12 protein-coding genes are annotated in these 17320 nt (G+C 68.5%); 7 read left to right on the forward strand and 5 right to left on the reverse strand.

Annotated elements, in window-relative coordinates; genetic code table 11:
- Positions 1 to 112: 112 nt before the first annotated feature.
- Both ASE35_RS17495 and ASE35_RS17500 read right to left on the reverse strand, forming a co-directional pair.
- The gene (locus ASE35_RS17495; RefSeq protein WP_057164639.1) at positions 113 to 2134 is read right to left on the reverse strand and encodes a M13 family metallopeptidase; all 2022 of its coding nucleotides are present in this window, start codon (positions 2132 to 2134) and stop codon (positions 113 to 115) included.
- Positions 2135 to 2338: 204 nt separating this feature from the next.
- On the reverse strand, positions 2339 to 4423 hold the full coding sequence (locus ASE35_RS17500; RefSeq protein WP_057164721.1) for a M13-type metalloendopeptidase: 2085 nt from the start codon (positions 4421 to 4423) through the stop codon (positions 2339 to 2341).
- Positions 4424 to 4761: 338 nt separating this feature from the next.
- On the opposite strand from ASE35_RS17500, the gene ASE35_RS17505 reads away from it, so the two are divergent.
- From ASE35_RS17505 to ASE35_RS17525, 3 genes are all read left to right on the forward strand, one after another.
- Entirely contained in the window at positions 4762 to 5766 is a 1005-nt protein-coding gene (locus tag ASE35_RS17505) for a hypothetical protein (RefSeq protein WP_057164640.1), read from the forward strand.
- Between the two features lie 1728 nt (positions 5767 to 7494).
- On the forward strand, positions 7495 to 7899 hold a 405-nt coding region (locus ASE35_RS22105; RefSeq protein ID WP_235570106.1), incomplete at its 3' end, for a hypothetical protein.
- An 803-nt stretch (positions 7900 to 8702) separates the two neighbouring features.
- A complete protein-coding gene (locus tag ASE35_RS17525) occupies positions 8703 to 10076 on the forward strand; it encodes an MBL fold metallo-hydrolase (protein ID WP_057164644.1) in 1374 nt (457 codons plus the stop codon).
- 177 nt (positions 10077 to 10253) lie between these two features.
- Here ASE35_RS17525 and ASE35_RS17530 read toward each other — a convergent pair whose 3' ends face one another.
- The gene (locus ASE35_RS17530) at positions 10254 to 11444 is read right to left on the reverse strand and encodes a low temperature requirement protein A (RefSeq protein WP_057164645.1); all 1191 of its coding nucleotides are present in this window, start codon (positions 11442 to 11444) and stop codon (positions 10254 to 10256) included.
- 13 nt (positions 11445 to 11457) lie between these two features.
- Positions 11458 to 11814 (reverse strand): DoxX family protein, encoded by a 357-nt coding sequence (locus ASE35_RS17535; protein WP_056176290.1) that lies wholly within the window; start codon positions 11812 to 11814, stop codon positions 11458 to 11460.
- 813 nt (positions 11815 to 12627) lie between these two features.
- On the opposite strand from ASE35_RS17535, the gene ASE35_RS17540 reads away from it, so the two are divergent.
- The 4 genes from ASE35_RS17540 to ASE35_RS17555 all read left to right on the forward strand — a co-directional run bounded on the left by ASE35_RS17540 (position 12628) and on the right by ASE35_RS17555 (position 15581).
- Entirely contained in the window at positions 12628 to 13959 is a 1332-nt protein-coding gene (locus ASE35_RS17540; protein WP_056176287.1) for a DEAD/DEAH box helicase, read from the forward strand.
- A 143-nt stretch (positions 13960 to 14102) separates the two neighbouring features.
- On the forward strand, positions 14103 to 14612 hold the full coding sequence (locus tag ASE35_RS17545) for a hypothetical protein (protein ID WP_157489544.1): 510 nt from the start codon (positions 14103 to 14105) through the stop codon (positions 14610 to 14612).
- Positions 14613 to 14691: 79 nt separating this feature from the next.
- Positions 14692 to 15006: a hypothetical protein gene (locus tag ASE35_RS17550; RefSeq protein WP_056176278.1), complete on the forward strand. Its 315-nt coding sequence runs from the start codon at positions 14692 to 14694 to the stop codon at positions 15004 to 15006.
- 119 nt (positions 15007 to 15125) lie between these two features.
- A complete protein-coding gene (locus ASE35_RS17555) occupies positions 15126 to 15581 on the forward strand; it encodes a BLUF domain-containing protein (RefSeq protein WP_056176275.1) in 456 nt (151 codons plus the stop codon).
- 363 nt (positions 15582 to 15944) lie between these two features.
- On the opposite strand, the gene ASE35_RS17560 is transcribed toward ASE35_RS17555, so the two are convergent.
- The gene (locus tag ASE35_RS17560) at positions 15945 to 17153 is read right to left on the reverse strand and encodes a S1 family peptidase (protein WP_057159676.1); all 1209 of its coding nucleotides are present in this window, start codon (positions 17151 to 17153) and stop codon (positions 15945 to 15947) included.
- Between the last annotated feature and the right edge of the window lie 167 nt (positions 17154 to 17320).

Here is a 17320-nt window from a genome sequence, read left to right on the forward strand (position 1 = left end):
GCTCGGCGTCCTCTAGCCTAAATCAACGGGCGCGCTTGCGGCGCTGGTTGGAGGCGCGCGCTGCGATCGTCGGCGACACGCGGCCGCTCGGGCCGCGCGTCGCCGCCAGCGATCACGGGAAAATCGTGATGCGCTGTTCCGGCTTGGCCTGCATCGGCTGGCCGGCCTTGCAGGTGTAGGCCTCGCCGAAGCTGGGCTGGTTGAACAACGGGCCGTTGGTGCGCCACTGGCCCGGCGCATGCACGCTGGTGGACGCGCGCTGGGTGTAGACCTCGGTGCTGGCCTGCTGCGCCCACAGCCCGGCCCAGGCGCGGTAGAAGGCCTGATCGGCGTCCTTGGACGGGGTGGGCACTTCGCTACGGAAGGTCTTCCAGGCCAGTTCGACGCCGGCGATGTCGGCGATGTTCTCGTCGCGGGTCTGCTGGCCGTTGACCTTGACGCCCTTCAGGCCGGGGTATTCGTAGGCGCCGTACTGGGCGGCGACGCGGTTGCCCAGCGCTTCCCAGGCCGCGGTTTCGGTGGGGGTCCACCAGTCGCGCAGTTCCTGATTGGCGTTGACCAGGCGGCCGCGGCTGTCGAAGCCGTGGCTGAGTTCGTGGCCGACCAGGGCGCCGAAGGAGCCGTACTGCGAGGCGGCGTCCTTGCTCATGTCCAGCACCGGCGCCTGCAGCACCGCGGCGGTGACGATCAGGCGGTTCTGGGCGATGTCGTAGGCCAGGGCCGGATCCTGCGGCAGCACGTCCCAGCGGCGGTCGGCGTTGCCGCGACCGATGCGCTTCATTTCCTCGCGGTGGCGCCAGGTCGAGGCGATCAGCATGTTGCTGCCGAAGCTGCCGCGGCCCATCGGCTGCACCGAGTAGTCGAGGTCGCGGCGCGGGGTGCCGACTTCGATCTTGAGCTTGGCCAGCTTGGCGCGCGCCTCGGCCTTGGCCGCTTCGCTGTAGCGGGTTTCGGCGTCGATCGCCTTGCCCAGGGTCGCCAGCACCTGCGAGGCGATTTCCTCGGCGCGCTTGTCGGTGGCGGCGGGCAGGTACTTGGCGGCGTACTCGCGGCCGATCATCGGGCCGGCGGCGAGATTCATCGCGTCCAGCACGGCCTGCTGGCGCGACGGCGGCGCGCTGCCGCGCAGGATGCGGCCGTGGAAGTCGTACTGGGCGTCGCGGAAGGGCTTGGCCAGGTAGGGCGCCATCGAATCGCCGACGCGCCAGCGCAGGTAGACCTTCCACTGTTCCGGCTTGAGCGTGCCGACCAGGTTGTCGAGTTCGGCGAACAGCTTGGCGTTGCCGATCGAGACGCTGTCGTCCTTGACGCCCTGGGCCTTGAGGAAGTCGCCCAGCTGCAGGCGCTTGTACTGCTTGGCCAGCGCCGCCACCTGCACCGGGGCGTAGTGGCTGCGCAGCTGGCGCAGCTCCGGCAGCGACTGCGAAGCGCGCGCGATCCGGGTTTCCAGATCGATCACCAGCTGCGACTCGGCCGACAGCTGGGCCTGCGGGGTACCGGTCAGGGCCAGGATCTTCTGCACGTAGTTGTTGTAGTGGCCCAGCAGCTGGCGGGTCTCGGCGTCGCTGCGGGTGTAGTAGGCCGGATCGGGCAGGCCCAGGCCGCCCTGGCCGAAGTAGCCGATATGGCGGTTGAGGTCCTGCAGATCGACGTCGGCGGCGAAGTTGAACGCGACCGGGATGCCGACCTGGTGCAGGGCCGCGATCGAGGCCGGGATGTCCTTGGCCTTCTTGATCGCGGCGATGCGCGACAGCAGGGGCGCGATCGGCTGGGCGCCGTCGCGCTCCACCGCGGCTTCGTCCAGGCCGCTGGCCCAGAAGTCGCCGAGCAGCTTCTGCACATTGCCCTGCGGCGCGGTCATGGCGCCGTTGAGCAGGTCCAGGGTCTGCTGGCGGGTGCGCGCGTCCAACTGCTCCAGGGCCGAGACCGTGCCGGCGCCGGAGGGCAGGGGGTTGCCGCGCAGCCAGTCGGCGTTGGCGTTGGCGTAGAAATCGGTGCAGGCGGTGGCGACGGCGGCGGCCTTGGGCTTGGCGGCGGGGGCCCGCTTCTTCTTGGCGGCGTCGGCGGTCGGTAGGGCCAGGCCGGCGATCAGGCTGAGGGCGAGGGCGCAGCTAAGCGGGCGTAGGGTCGTCATCGCGGATTCCGTCCTGGTGATCGGGCCAGTTTAACAAGCGCCCGTCGATTGCCTATGAACGGGTTTCGCGGTTGCGCAAGATGGCGCCGGGCGATGCGGATCAGGGGCCAAAAAAGCGAAGGCCCGGGAAACCCGGGCCTTCGCGCCTGCCGACGAGGGCAAGTAACCGCTAGTCGGCGCCGCCGCGAACGGAGGCGCCGGTTTTCACCAGATCACGACCTGCTTGTCGCCTTCGCGCACCATCGGCTGGCCCGGCTTGCACGAGAACGCCGCGGCGAAGGCCGGCAGGTTCGACGGCGCGCCGATCGCGCGGAAGTTGGCCGGCGCGTGCGGATCGGTGGCCAGGCGCACCTTCAGCTCTTCGGGCTTGAAGTTGCGGCGCCACACGGTGGCCCAGTTGAGGAAGAAGCGCTGGTCGCGGGTCAGACCGTCGGTCTTCGGGTCCGGCTGGCCGGCGGTGGCCTTGACCATCGCGTCGTAGGCCGTGGCCAGGCCGCCCAGGTCGGCGATGTTCTCGCCCAGGGTCAGCTTGCCGTTGACCTTGGCGCCCGGCGCGGCTTCGTAGCCGTCGAACTGGGCGATCAGCTTGTCGGTGCGGCCGCTGAAGCCCTTGGCGTCGGCCGGCTGCCACCAGTTCTCGAAGTTGCCGGTGGCGCCGAAGCGGCTGCCCTGGTCGTCGTAACCGTGGGTCATCTCGTGGCCGATCACCGCGCCGATGCCGCCGTAGTTGGTGGCGTCGTCGGCGTTCGGGTCGAAGAACGGCGGCTGCAGGATCGCGGCCGGGAACACGATCTCGTTCTGCAGCGGGTTGTAGTAGGCGTTGACCATCTGCGGCGGCATGCCCCATTCGGTGCGATCGACCGGCTTGCCGACCTTGCCCAGGTTCCACTTGTAGTTGAACTCGGTCGCGGCCATCACGTTGCCGTAGTAGCTGTCGCGGTTGGTCTGCAGGCCGGCCCACTCGCGCCACTTGTCGGGGTAGCCGATCTTGGGCGTGAAGGCGGCCCACTTGTCCATCGCCTTCTTCTTGGTCTCCGGGCTCATCCAGTCCAGCTTCTCGATGCGGACCTTGAGCGCCTCGCTGAGGTTCTTGACCAGGGTCTCCATGCGCGCCTTGGATTCGGGCGTGAAGGCGACCTTGACGTACATCTGGCCCAGGGCCTCGCCGACCTGCTCCTCGACGGTGTCGAGCACGCGCTTGCTGCGCTCCTTCAGCTCGGTCTGGCCGCGCAGGGTCTTGCGGTAGAACTCGAAGTTCTCCTTGACGAAGTCGTCCGACAGATACGGCGAGGCGCTGTCGACGGTGTGGAAGCGCAGGTAGCTCTGCCACTGCGCGGCCGGCACGTCGGCCAGCATCTTGCTGACTTCCTGATGGAACGCCGGCATCGCCAGCGAGAACATCTTCTGCGCGGGCACGCCCTGCGACTCGAAGAACTTGGTCCAGGGGAAGTTCGGGGTCAGCTTGTCGGCATCGGCCAGGCTGACCGGGTTGTAGTACAGGCTGGCGTCGCGCGAGAGCTGCTCGCTGGTCTTGGAGACCTTGGCCAGGCGGGTTTCGAACGCGATCACGTCCTTGGCCTGCTTGGCGGCGTCGGCCGCGGCCACGCCGCTGAGCTGCAGCACGTTGCCGATGTGCTTCTCGTAGGCGTCCAGCTTTTCCTTCTTGTCGGCCGCCGTGTAGTAGGTCGGATCCGGCAGGCCCAGGCCGCCCTGCGAGGCGTAGGCGATGTTGTTCTTGGAGTCCTTGAAGTCGGCCTCGGCGCCGAAGCCGAACAGCACGTTCTGGCCCTTGGCGGCGCTGGCGCGCAGGTAGTCGGCGATCTGGTCCTTGTTCTCGAGCTTGGCGATCGCGTCGAGGTCGCCCTTGATCGGGTTGATGCCCTGCGAGTTGATCTTGGCCGCGTCCATGCCGCTGGCGTAGAAATCGCCGACGAGCTTGTCCACGCCGGTGGCGTTGGGCAGTTCGGCGGCCTTCTCGGCGAGCTGCTTCTGCACCGCGGTGGAGCGCTCGTCGAGCATTTCGAACGCGCCCCAGGAGGTGCGGTCGCCCGGGATGGCGTTGGCGGCCAGCCACCTGCCGTTGACGTAGCCGCCGAAATCGGTGCACGCGTCCTTGCTGGTGTCGAGGTCGCTGGCCAGGAAGCGGTTGACCTTCGGCAGCGTGCTGTCATCGATCTTCACCGCGCCGGCGTCGGCGGTCGGCTTGGCGGCGTCGGCGGCCGGCGGCGCGGCCTCGTCCTTCTTGGTGCAGGCGACCATCGCGGTGGTGATGGCGAGGGTCAACAGCAGAATTTGGGGTTTCTTCAAGGTCACAACGAGCTCCGGCCTGACGGCGTTTGGGAGTAGGGCATGGCTACCGCCCCGGTCGGGGCGTGGCAGGACAATAGACCCCTTCGGCCTCGCCAGGGGGTGTCGAAGGTCATGGCGGGGCCGCGCGCCCGGCTGCGTTGCGCGTGCCATGCGCGCGCAACTCGGGTTTAGGGGCCCGCCCGCCGGGCGCTTCGCCAGCTTTGGCATAACATTTGCGTGGTTCTCGGCATAGTCTGGCGGCGGACGCCGACTAACCCGCGGCACCGGGCAGGGAGCCTCGGCGGTTTCCTCCTGCGCGCCGCGCCAGAGGGAACGATATGAAGAAATCCTTGCTCACCCTGGCCGCCTTGGCCATGGCCGCGCCCTTGCTGCTCGCCTCCGGCCTCGTTCGCAGCGCCGACGCCAGCGGTTATTCGCCGCGCGGCCAGCTGGTCTATCAGATCGTGCGCAAATGGGGCCCGCACGTGCAGGAGGCCTATCGGGCGGACATGAACGCCTGGGCGCGCCAGATGGGGCCGATCTTCGCCAAGTCGCCGATGAACGCGCTGCAGCGGGCCGCCGACGCGCGCGATTTCGACGCCATGAACGATGCGTTGCTGGGCAAGGCCACCGCCCAGGGCCAGATCGTGCCGAGCGCGATCGGCAACTTGGGCGCCGACCTCACCTTCGTACCGATCGCGCCCTGCCGCATCCTCGACACCCGTATCGCCGGCGGTGCGATCCCGGCCAACGGCACGCGCGATTTCGATGTCTCTTCGGTCACCGATTACAGTTTCCAGGGCGGTAGCGCCAGCAACTGCAACGGCGTCGGCGCGGTCGGCGCGATCGGCGCGGCGATGATCAATTTCACCGTGGTCACGCCCGGCACGGCGGGCTACATCACCGCCTATCCCTATCAGGGCGCGCGACCACTGGCGTCGAGCGTGAACTATGCCGGCGGCGATATCGTCAACAATCTGGCCATGGTCGCGCTGGACGCCAGCGCCGCGTCCAGCGACATGAGCGTGTACTCGTTTGCGCAGACGCATCTGGTGGGCGACATCGTCGGTTATTTCATCGCCCCCACCCCCACCGCCCTGCAATGCACGACGGTGCAGACCATCAGCACCATGAACGGCAGTGCCTCGTTCACCGGCACCTCGCCCAGCTGTCCGGCGGGTTACACCAAGACCGGCGGCTACTGCCAGGCGGCGGGTAACGCCGGCCGCGTGGTCGCTTCCTACCCCAATGGCCTGTTGCATCAGTGCGTCTTCACCAACGAAAGCCCGACCGCGATGCAGGTGACCGTGTACGCCGAGTGCTGCCGTCTGCCGGGACGTTGACCGCTTAGGGCGCGCTATCGCGCGATACACGCGATACAGGCGAAAGGCCCGCGCAATGCGGGCCTTTTGCGTTTCCGCGTCAGGGCCGGCGCCATCACGGAGTCTCATCGCCTTGTGCGACGACCGCCATAACCGCATGCCAGTGCCATAACGCCGCTAGTCGCGACGGGTGACGGCCTCGATCCGGGCGCGGCGCAGCAAATACTTTGTGATGGGTGTCCGGTTTTTGTCCTGGTTTCCGTCTCTGTGCTTGGAGCGTCGGCGATCGGGTCCATTGGGGCCCGACCCGCGATTCGAACCTAAAAGGGGATACAGGGATGAGGAAGTTGATTCTGGCGGCAGGGTTGTTCGCGCTTGCGCCGTTGTTGTCGCAGCCTGCCGACGCGGCCGGTCGCGGTACGCGTGGCGAGCTCGTTTATCAGGTCGTGAAGAAGTGGGGCCCGTACGTGCAGGAAGCCTATCGCGAGGACATCGGCGCCTGGGCCAAGGAGATGGGGCCGGTCTTCGCCAAGGCGCCGATGAGCGCGTTGCAAAGCGCCGCCAACGCGTCCAGCTTCGACGCCATGAACACCGCGCTGCTCGGCCCGCAGGTCGCCAAGGCCGGTCCTGAGATCACACCGAACGCGCTGGGCGACGCCGCCACCGATCTGGTGTTCGTGCCGATCTCGCCCTGCCGCTTGTTCGACACCCGCCTGGCCGGCGGCGCGATCGCGGCCAACACNGCGCTGGGCGACGCCGCCACCGATCTGGTGTTCGTGCCGATCTCGCCCTGCCGCTTGTTCGACACCCGCCTGGCCGGCGGCGCGATCGCGGCCAACACGGTGCGCAGCTTCGACGTCACCGCGGTCGCCGACTACAGCTTCCAGGGCGGCGCCGCCAGCAACTGCAACGGCGCTGGCGCGGCCGGCTCGTTCGCCGCGGCGGTGATCAACTTCACCACCGTCACGCCGTCGGCTGCGGGCTACATCACCGCTTTCCCGTTCGGTGCCACCCAGCCGCTGGCGGCGACGGTGAACTACGGCGGCGGCGACATCCGCGGCAACCTCGCCACCGTCGCGCTCGATCAGGGTTCTTCGGCCAACGAGCTGAGCGTGTACTCGTTCGCCCAGACCCATCTGGTCGGCGACATCATCGGCTACTTCATCAACCCGCAGGCGACGGCGTTGGATTGCACCAGAGTGCAGACCTCGTACAACCTCACCGCCAGCGGCACCTTGAACGCGCCTTCGCCGGCGTGTCCGGTCGGTTACACCATGACCGGTGGCGACTGCTATTCGGCCAGCTACAGCGGCCGCGTCGTGAGCTCGTACCCGAACGGCTTGGTGCACTACTGCTCGTGGGCGAACGAGAGCGCGGTGGCGATGAACGTCGTCGCCTTCGCCGACTGCTGCCGGGTGCCGGGTCGCTGACGGTCCAAGCCGCCAAGTCGTAGCAAGCGCAATACGCGAAAGGCCCGCTCCGTGCGGGCCTTTCCTTTTATGGCTGTCGGCGACGTCTGGGTGTTAACCCCGATGTCGCGCGTGGCGAGCCGTGTCCGCAAACGTTTGCAGGCATGGGCGAGTCGCCACGGATGGACATACGCCGCGCGACTCGCCGCATTTCTCGCGATGCCTGGCGCTGAAAGTGTGACGTCTGTCCTGTTTTCCCTGCGGTTCTCGTCCTTTCGAATGTCGGCGATCGAGTCCACGGGGGGCTCGACCCGCGAGTCGAACCTATGAGGGGATACATATGAACAAGTTGATTCTGACCGTCGGTCTGTTCGCGCTGGCGCCTTTGCTGTCGCAGCCCGCCGATGCCGCCGGTCGCGGTGCGCGTGGCGAGCTCGTTTATCAGGTCGTGAAGAAGTGGGGCCCGTACGTGCAGGAAGCCTATCGCGAGGACATCGGCGCCTGGGCTAAGGAAATGGGGCCGGTCTTCGCCAAGGCGCCGATGAGCGCGTTGCAAGGCGCCGCCGATGCGTCCAGCTTCGACGCCATGAACACGGCGCTGCTCGGCCCGCAGGTCGCCAAGGCCGGCGCCGATGTCGTGCCGAACGCGCTGGGCGACGCCGCCACCGATCTGGTGTTCGTGCCGATCTCGCCCTGCCGCTTGTTCGACACCCGCCTGGCCGGCGGCGCGATCGCGGCCAACACGNCGCGCTGGGCGACGCCGCCACCGATCTGGTGTTCGTGCCGATCTCGCCCTGCCGCTTGTTCGACACCCGCCTGGCCGGCGGCGCGATCGCGGCCAACACCGTGCGCAGCTTCGACGTCACCGCGGTCTCCGACTACAGCTTCCAGGGCGGCGCCGCCAGCAACTGCAACGGCGTTGGCGCGGCCGGCTCGTTCGCCGCGGCGGTGATCAACTTCACCACCGTCACGCCGTCGGCCGCGGGCTACATCACCGCCTTCCCGTTCGGCACCACCCAGCCGCTGGCGGCGACGGTGAACTACGGCGGCGGCGACATCCGCGGCAACCTCGCCACGGTCGCGCTGGATCAGGGCGCTTCGGCCAATGAGCTGAGCGTGTACTCGTTCGCCCAGACCCACCTGGTCGGCGACATCATCGGCTACTTCATCAATCCGCAGGCGACCGCGCTGCAGTGCGTCGAAGTCGACGGCACGGTGCTCAATCTCGCCGCTGGCGCGGCCGGCAACGCCTTCGCGGGCAGCTGCCCCGCAGGCTATACGGCGGTCGAAACGCAGTGCCGTCCTTCGATCTTCGGCATGCGCGTGGCGGGTAGCTGGACCTCGCATTGCAACATGGTCAACGACAGTGCCTCGGCCGGAACGGTCACCGCGACCGCTCGCTGCTGCCGAGTCCCGGGCCGCTGAGTCCACGCCGGTCCGCTTTGCCCCGAAGGCCCGCCTCGCGCGGGCCTTCGGTCTTGTGGAGCCCGCGCGCATGCGCGAAGGTGCGGACTACGGCCGCTACGGCCCCGCCCTCGGAGCATCGCGATGAAAGTGCATTTCCACGGAGCCGCCGGCGAGGTCACCGGCTCGCTGCACGAGGTCGAGGCCGCCGGCCGGCGCCTGCTGCTGGATTGCGGCATGACCCAGGGCAGTCCCGAGGCCGAGCGCCGCAATGCCGATCCGTTTCCGTTCGATGTGGCCGCGCTCGACGCGCTGGTGATCAGCCATGCGCACATCGACCATATCGGCCGCGTGCCGCTGCTGGTCCAACGCGGCTTCCGCGGCCAGATCCATGCCCAGGCCGCGACCGCCGACTTGATGCGGATCATGCTGCTGGATTCGGCCCACATCGCGCAGAGCGAGGCCGAGCGCAGCAACCGCCGCCGCCGCGACGACGAGCCCGAAGCGGTGCCGCTGTACACCCAGGCCGATGTCGAGGCCGCGATGGCGCGGGTACGCCCGCTGCCCTACGACCAGCGCAGCCAGATCCTGCCCGGCGTCGAGATCGCGTTCCGCGAGGCCGGGCATATCCTGGGTTCGTCCGCGGTCGAGGTGTATGCCGACGGCCGCAAGCTGGTGTTCTCCGGCGATCTCGGGCCCAAGGGCACGCCGATCCTGCGCGATCCGGCCCGCATCGACAGCGCCGACCTGGTGCTGATGGAATCGACCTACGGCGACCGCCTGCACCGCGACCGCGCCGAGACCATCCGCGAACTCGGGCGCATCCTCGAGGAGACCTGGCGCGACGGCGGCAACGTGCTGATTCCGGCGTTCGCGGTCGGGCGCAGCCAGGAGCTGCTGTACTGGTTCGCCAAGCATTGGGACGAGTGGCAGATGGCGCGCTGGCGGATCTTTCTCGACAGCCCGATGGCGGCCAAGGTGGTCGGCGTTTACGACCGCCACACCGATCTGTTCGACCAGGACGCGCAACAGGTCTGGCGCGACCGGCCCAATCCCTTCAGCTTGCCGAATCTGCGTCTGACCGAGTCGACCGAGGATTCGATGGCGATCAACCGCATCGAGCGCGGCGCGATCGTGATCGCCGGCTCCGGCATGGCCAACGCCGGCCGCATCCTGCATCACTTCCGGCAACGTCTGGAGCGGCGCGAGACGCGGGTGGTGTTCGTCGGTTATCAGGCCGAAGGCACCCTCGGCCGGCGTCTGGTCGACGGCGCCCAGTGGGCGCGCATCCACGGTCGCGACGTGCGCGTCAACGCCCAGCGTCATACCGTCGGCGGCCTCTCGGCGCATACCGATCAGCACGGTTTGATGGAGTGGTACGGCGCGATCGCCGGTCATCCGCCGCTGGCGCTGGTGCACGGCGAGGACAAGGCGCGCGAGGCGCTGGCGGGCGAAGTCGGCGAACGTTACGGCGTCACCCCGGTGCTGGTGCGGCCGGGCATGAGCCTGGACGTCTGATCGCGCAAGCGCAGGTCCGCCTGCCGATCAGTCGGGGGCGCGTCCGGGCTTTTTCGAGCGTCCCGCGCCTGCGCCCGATGCGCCGGCCGAGCCCCGCCCGCTAGCCGTCGCCCAAGTCGCTCAACCGCCCGCTATCCGCGCCGGCGCCAGGCCTTTCGCAAACGCCGGCGCCCGCGCTCAGTGCGCCGGCCGCACCGCGCGCCGCAGCGCCAGCCACTCCCACGCCGCCACCAGCACCAGGATCGCGGTGGTGGCAGCGCCCAGCGCCAGCGCCGACAGATGCAGCGGCCGCGCCGCCAGCGCCGTCGCCAGCAGCAGAGCCAAACCCGCCAGATGCGACAAGGGCGGCGTCCGGCGGTCGTTCGTCGTCCACTTGAACAACGCGTTGCCTAGCAGGTAGAGCGCGGGGCCGCCGAGGATCGCGGCGATGCCGGCGTTGTCGGCATGGCCCGGATGCATCAGCACGATTTCGTCGGCGACCGCGCAGACGATGATGCCGGCCACGATCAGCAGATGCAGGTAGGTGTAGGCCATGCGCGCCTGCCGTCCGGGGTCGGCGGCATGGGCGATGCGATGGCTGGCGCGTTCGGCGCCGCTGTCGAAATACAGCCACCACATCGCCACGCTGCCGACGAAGGCGATCACGAAGGCGGCCGTGTGGCTGGCGTCCAGCGGCAGCCCGGCGAATGTCGCGCCGGTGACCAGGATCGATTCGCCCAGCGCGATGATCACGAACAAGCCGCAGCGCTCGGCCAGGTGGCCGCCGTCCACGTCCCAGTCGCCGATGCTCGAACGGCCCAGGCCCGGCACCCAGAAGAACGCGACCGGCCCGAAGAACTCGATCAGCAGCGCGCCCGCCCACCAGGCGAAGCGCGCTTCGCCGTCGGCCAGGCCGCCGGCGATCCACAGCGCGCCCGACACCATCAGCCACACCGCGATGCGCAGGAAATTGCGGCACAAGGTCGGATGCACGCCGCGCAGCGCGACCACCATGAACAGCGTGCGTCCGACCTGCATCGCGGCGTAGGCCGCGGCGAACAGCAGGCCGCGCTCGCCGAAGGCCTCCGGCAGCGCGCTGGACAGCAGCAGCCCGCCCAGCATCAGGGCGAACAGCAACAGCCGTACCGGCGCGGTATCCGGATCCAGCCAGTTGGTGCACCAGGAGGTGTAGATCCACACCCACCACACCGCCAGAAACAGCAGCAAGGTCTGCAGCGCGCCGAGCAGGCTCAGGTGCGCGAGCAGCGTGTGCGAAAGCTGGGTCACCGCGAACACGAACACCAGGTCGAAGAACAGCTCGACCATGGTCACGCGACCGTGCCCGTCGGTGTTGCGGTTGCGCAGTAGGGAACGGACGACGGTGCTCATGCTGCGGTCCGGCTCAACGTCGCGGCGGGTGGCCGGCGTGCGCGATCAGCAGCAACAGGCCGCCGATCAGGCCCACGTTCTTCATGAAGTGCAGCAGCTGGGCGCCGCGCTCAACGCCGGACAGGCTCCAGAACGGGTGCGACATCGCCGCGTCCACCGCCATCAGCAAGGCGGCCAGGCCGGCCGTCCAGCGCAGCTTCCAGCCGCTGGCGATCAGCAGGCCCAGCACCAGTTCGACCGCGCTGAAGACCAGGCTCGCGACCGGCATCGCCGCGCCGCCCCAGGCCGTGAGCAGGCGGTACAGGCCCATGACGATGAAGACGCTCGCGATCAGCGTGCGTGCGGTGGTGGCGAGACTGCGATTGTCCATGGCCCGCTCCCCAGGCTGCGGTGGATCCGGCATTGCCGCGCCGTGCGCCCGGCGGACGCGCGGCTACGTCCCTTTCTACCAGCCCGCGCGCAATCCTGCATGACCCTGCACGGGCACGACCCCGCACGGCGCGATGCTCCTGGCGGCCCTGTTCCGCGGGTTGGGTCGACCACGAAGGACTGGCCGGATCATGCGCGCCCTGCAATCGACCAAGGTGGCGCCGCTCTCGTCGCTACGGCGGTGGCTGCCCACGCGGCGAGGGACGGATCGTCGCGGCTCGGCCCGTTCCGCGGATCTAGGGGTAGGGCGCCGGTTTGCGCCGCAGCCGTGACAGACCGAAGCGCGCGCCCTCGGCGGCGCCCCAGGCATCGTGCCGCCGCACCGGCTGCGCGCCTGCGGTTGCAGACCGGGTAGGGGGCCGGCGCCATCGGCCAGGCTTCGTCGGCGAGCAAGCCTTTCGTTCAGCTACGAACCGCTTGTGCCGCCGTGCACGGGCTCCAGCGTCTCCCAGGGCGGGTTTTTCCTGTCCCGACAAGAATTTAGCGCTAGCGCACAGGCAGGCTTTCGCGTAGCATGCCGCCTGTTCAGCGCACGGCTGCCTCCCCGCAAGGGGTACGTTTCCCAGGTTGCCCGCCGCATCGCAAGGGTCCACTGCTCTTAGGCGATCGGCTTTATCCCGCACGTCTTTCGTAGCGCCGACACGGTCCGGAGCATCCGGCACCGTCATTTCGATTACTCGCAGCGCGGTTTTAGGGAACGCTCCGAGTGACTCCGCGACTTCGGTCCGCGGATCATCAGTACTTGGAGTTCCACATGACGTTTGAATCCCTCGGGCTTGCGCCCGCGTTGCTGCGCGCGCTCGTCGAGCAGAATTACAACACCCCGACCCCGATCCAGGCCGAAGCGATTCCGCTGGCCATGGCCGGTCACGACCTGCTGGGCGGCGCCCAGACCGGTACCGGCAAGACCGCCGCGTTCGGCCTGCCGCTGCTCAACCGCCTGTCCAAGCTCACCGGCAGCAACGGCCCGCGCAAGCCGCGCGCGCTGGTGCTGGTGCCGACCCGCGAACTCGCGGTGCAGGTCAACGACAGTCTGCGCAGCTACGCCAAGCACCTGCGTCTGAGCATCTGCTCGATCTACGGCGGCGCCGGCATGGGTCCGCAGGTCGACATGCTGCGTCGCGGCGTCGACGTGCTGGTCGCCACCCCGGGCCGCCTGATCGATCACATGGAGCGCGGCACCGCCAAGCTCGACGCGATCGAAATCCTGGTCCTGGACGAAGCCGACCGCATGCTCGACATGGGCTTCCTGCCCGCGATCAAGCGCATCCTCGGCCGCGTGCCGCCGCAGCGCCAGACCATGCTGTTCTCGGCCACGTTCGAAGCCGAGATCAAGAAGCTCGCGCTGGAGTTCATGCGCGAGCCGCAGCAGGTCCAGGTCGCGGCCAACAACACCATCGCCGACACCATCGCCCACAAGGCGCATCCGGTCGACGGCGGCCGCAAGCGCGATCTGCTGGTGCGCATCCTCGCCGAGCGCAGCACCGACCAGGTGCTGGTGTTCGGCCGCACCAAGCACGGCTGCAACCGCCTGGCCGAACAGTTGGAAGACGCCGGCTTCAAGGCCGTCGCCATCCACGGCAACAAGAGCCAGGCCCAGCGCCAGAAAGCCCTGCGCGACTTCAAGGCCAACAAGGCCCGCGTGCTGGTCGCCACCGACGTCGCCGCGCGCGGTCTGGACATCCCCAGCCTGCCGCTGGTGATCAACTTCGACCTGCCGATGGTGGCCGAGGACTACGTGCACCGCATCGGCCGCACCGGCCGCAACGGCGCGACCGGCGAGGCCCTGTCGCTGGTGTCGCCGGACGAAGGCGGCCTGCTGCGCCAGATCCAGCGCATCCTCAAGGACGACATCCAGATGGTCACGGTCGAAGGCTTCGAGCCGAGCCGTCCGATCCGCATGGGTTCGGACGCTCCGGGCGCGCGTCGCCCCGGCGGCCAGCGTCCGGGCGGCAACAACGGCCCGCGCAAGCCGGCCCACCGTCCGCACGGCAAGCCGGCCCCGCGCCACGCCCACGCCGGTCCGCAGCACCGCAGCGGCGGCCGCACGGGTTCGGGCAGCGGCCAGCGTCGCGAAGGCGCGTAAGCGTTTCGCAGCGTCGATGAAAAAGGCCGGCATTGCCGGCCTTTTTCTTTGGCGGCGCCAAGTTCCGGCGCTAGGATGGTTGCGACACAGGGCTTGGGGGGCTCATGAAGTTTCATCTTGCGGCGGGCACCGCGGTGCTCGCATTGACCGGCATCGGCTTGGCGCCGGCGAACGCCGCGGCACGGGCGATGACGCCGGTGCCGGCGAACTCGGGTTTTTGCGCCAACCCCGGCGACGGCATGTGCTACGAGTGGAAGCTCGAAGCCGATCCCAGCCTGCGCGTGATCGCCTACGGTTTCGAGGACGGGATCGACTATTCCTTCTACCGGCGCGACCGCAAGGGCGGCTATCGGCGCATTGTCGATTTCCACCCGGCCATGCAGGACCCGACGCGACCGGGTCAGCTGTTCTGGGGTTATGCCTGGGACGTCCATGACATCGTCCTGGCGCCCGACGGCAAGTCGTTTCAGGCGACCTTCGACCACACCATCGTCATAGACGGCAATGTCGACCCGATGCCCGGGCAAAAGCGCACGCCCGCGGTGCTGTTCGTCGGACGTACCACTCAGCCGGATATGAAAGTGAAAGCGCTGCGTTTCCAAGCCAACACCATCGACGCCTTGCGTATCGGTGCCGGGTTGCGGAGTCGCTAGACGCATCGATCGGTTGCGATGGCGGCGATGCATCGCTGGTTGCCGCAATCGCGAAAGACCCTCCAAGAACGAGGCTCGAATGGACTACCTGTTTCCCATCCTGTTTCTCGGCGTCGTGGCCTATTTCATTTTTCGCTACGTGCGCAGCGGCAGCCTGACCGGCGCGCTGCTGGGCGGCACCATCAAGCGCGAAGTAGGCAAGGTCGAATTGACCGGAGGCGCGTTCACCTCGCAGACGTTCAACGTGATCCGCATGGAGGACTCCGACGGTCAGGGCTTCGTGGCGCTGTCGGTGGTGTCCAAGGCGCCGCTGGCGATCAGCATGGTGCCGTTCCGGCTGACCAAGGCGCAGGCCCTGGAGGTGGCGAAGTTGCTGCAGCAGGCGGCGCTGTGAGGGCGGCCCGGATCGCGCAGACGTTCATGTTCGGCCAGTCGGTGCGAGCACGGCCGGCGCCACGGTGCGAAGGCCGCGGTCGAGCGCAGGCCCCGACTGGCGCATGCTAGGGTAATCGCATGACCGATCTCGTCGCCATTGCTTATCGCAGCTCCGCCACGCGGCGGCTGTCTTCCGCGGAACTCGACGCGCTGCTGGTGGATGCGCGCGTGTTCAACGCCGCGGTGGGCGTGACCGGCGTGCTGTTCCATCACGATGGGCGCTTCTTCCAGTACATCGAAGGCGAGGCGGCAGGCCTGAATCAGGTCTACGAGCGCATCCGTAACGCGCGTGGGCATCGGGAGCTGATCGAACTCTTGCACGGCCCCGTGGCGCAACGGCAATTCGAGCGTTGGCACATGGGCTTCTGCCAGGCGCCGGAGAGCACCTTGCAGGAACTGTCGAATGCAGCCTGGATCGAGGCGATGCCGATCACCCGCGCCAGCGATAAGGCCTCCGAAGGTGTGGGGCTGGCGCTGTACCACTGGAGCAAATGGTTGGCGGAGCAGCCGGGCGGCCTGTCGGTTTCGTCCTAGCCTGCGCGGCCACGCGATGGGGCGTCCTTGACGCGGTTCTGGCCCTGTCGCGCACGCTGTCGGTCTTCCCGCCGCGCCCCGTCTCTGCGCCCTCGTACGCGCCGTTGATCGCGTCGCGCACACCGCCCGGGGCGACCGCCGATTCGCCGCGTAGGACGTCGCTGACTATGTCGTAGCGTTGTCCGTCGCGCTCGAGGCGCCGCTGTCGATCGGCGTGGCGCCTTGGCGCCAGGCACAGGCACTGGAGATAACAGAGCATGCGACGGATGACGGAGTCGAGCGCGCCCGCTCGGTGGCCCGCGCGCGCAGAAAAAAAGCGCCCCGGAGAACCGGGGCGCTCGAGTCGGTACCTGCGCCCTTGGATCAGGGGCTGGTACGCAGGGTCAGCGAGTAGCTGCTGAGGATGGAGTTGATCGGCGTGAAATAGCTGTTGCCGCCGCCGGTCCGGCCCTGACGGCCCTTGCAGCTGCCGCTACCGCCCGACAGCACGCCTTGGGCCTGGCCGACGCCGGTGATGAAGGAACCGCCGGAATCGCCGCCTTCCGCGCAAGCGGTGGTTTGGGTAAGGCCGGTCACCGTTCCGTCCGGATTGCCCGCGTCGTCCACATAGGACACGGTCATGTTCTTGCTGCGGATCGCGCCGCAACGCCAGCCGCTGGTACGGCCGGAACGGCACAGCGCCGCACCGACGGCGGCTTCGGTGCTGCCACGCACGTTGACGTCGCCGCTGCCGTAGCCGTACACGCTGGGCGACAGCGTGTGCGTGCTATCCACCTTGACCCAGCCGCGGTCGGGACCGGTCTGATTGCCGTTGGGCATGGTGGAGGCGGCGAAGGACCCGATCCTCACGCCCGGCGTCCACTGCGAGACTTCGTGATAGACGACCTCGCCGGTGGTGCCGCAGTGGCCGGCTGTCGCGAAGCCCGGGGAGCTGCCCTGGGTCACGGTGAAGCCGACCGAGCAGGCGTACACGTAGCCGTCGCCGGGATCGCGCAGGTAGCCGCGACCGCCTTGTATCGCGATGCGGCGCTGCGGGGCTTCGTTGAGGGTTTCGAAGCGCACGGTGCTCGCGTCGATGCCGCTGCGGGCGACGAAATCGACGGCCGCCTCTTCCGCGCCCGGCGCGACGCCCAACACCACGCTGTTGCTGGGCACATCCACCGCCCAGCTGTACACGCCCTTGGGCGCGCGGGCGTTGCGGGCGAGCTGGCTGTCGAGCTGGCCCTTGGCCGAATTCAGCGCGGCCAGGCTGTAACGGGCCTGCCGCGTTTCGACGCCGGCGACCTTGCCCTTGGCCGAGGTGCTGGCGGCCACGAAGCCGAACGAGCCATCGGCCTTGCGCTCCAGCCAGGCGCCGGCGAAGTTGCGGCCGAGCTGCCTCTCGGCGGACTTTTCCTGTTGCCCGGCCAAGCGTTCGGCCTTGAGGTACTGGGCCAGCTGGGCACCGGAGAGTCCCAAGTCGCGCTGCATGGCCGACTTCAACGCGGGGGCGAGGTCGTCGGCGGCGAGGGCCGCACCGGAAACCAACATGGCTGCGGTCGCAGCGATAACCGACATACTGAACTTGCGCATATCCGAAAACTCCTTGAGCTAAAGAGAGGGATGCGTACAGCGGTTGCGGCGGGTCTGGCTCAGGCGCTGGGTCGTGGGCGTGCGGGGGGGCAGCGCTTGGTCGTGCCGCAAGGGATAGAACGTCCCACGAGGCGATCACCCCCCACTCATTGCGGCGGGTGGGCGAT

Origin of the sequence: Lysobacter sp. Root916, assembly GCF_001429785.1 — a bacterium.
In the GTDB taxonomy this organism is placed as follows: domain Bacteria; phylum Pseudomonadota; class Gammaproteobacteria; order Xanthomonadales; family Xanthomonadaceae; genus Lysobacter.

Coding starts and splice junctions, on each gene's coding strand:
- ASE35_RS17505 (WP_057164640.1), top strand. CDS start 4,762: ATGAAGAAATCCTTGCTCACCCTGGCCGCCTTGGCCATGGCCGCGCCC.
- ASE35_RS17540 (WP_056176287.1), top strand. CDS start 12,628: ATGACGTTTGAATCCCTCGGGCTTGCGCCCGCGTTGCTGCGCGCGCTC.
- ASE35_RS17495 (WP_057164639.1), bottom strand. CDS start 2,134: ATGACGACCCTACGCCCGCTTAGCTGCGCCCTCGCCCTCAGCCTGATC.
- ASE35_RS17560 (WP_057159676.1), bottom strand. CDS start 17,153: ATGCGCAAGTTCAGTATGTCGGTTATCGCTGCGACCGCAGCCATGTTG.
- ASE35_RS17535 (WP_056176290.1), bottom strand. CDS start 11,814: ATGGACAATCGCAGTCTCGCCACCACCGCACGCACGCTGATCGCGAGC.
- ASE35_RS17550 (WP_056176278.1), top strand. CDS start 14,692: ATGGACTACCTGTTTCCCATCCTGTTTCTCGGCGTCGTGGCCTATTTC.
- ASE35_RS17555 (WP_056176275.1), top strand. CDS start 15,126: ATGACCGATCTCGTCGCCATTGCTTATCGCAGCTCCGCCACGCGGCGG.
- ASE35_RS17530 (WP_057164645.1), bottom strand. CDS start 11,444: ATGAGCACCGTCGTCCGTTCCCTACTGCGCAACCGCAACACCGACGGG.
- ASE35_RS17525 (WP_057164644.1), top strand. CDS start 8,703: ATGAAAGTGCATTTCCACGGAGCCGCCGGCGAGGTCACCGGCTCGCTG.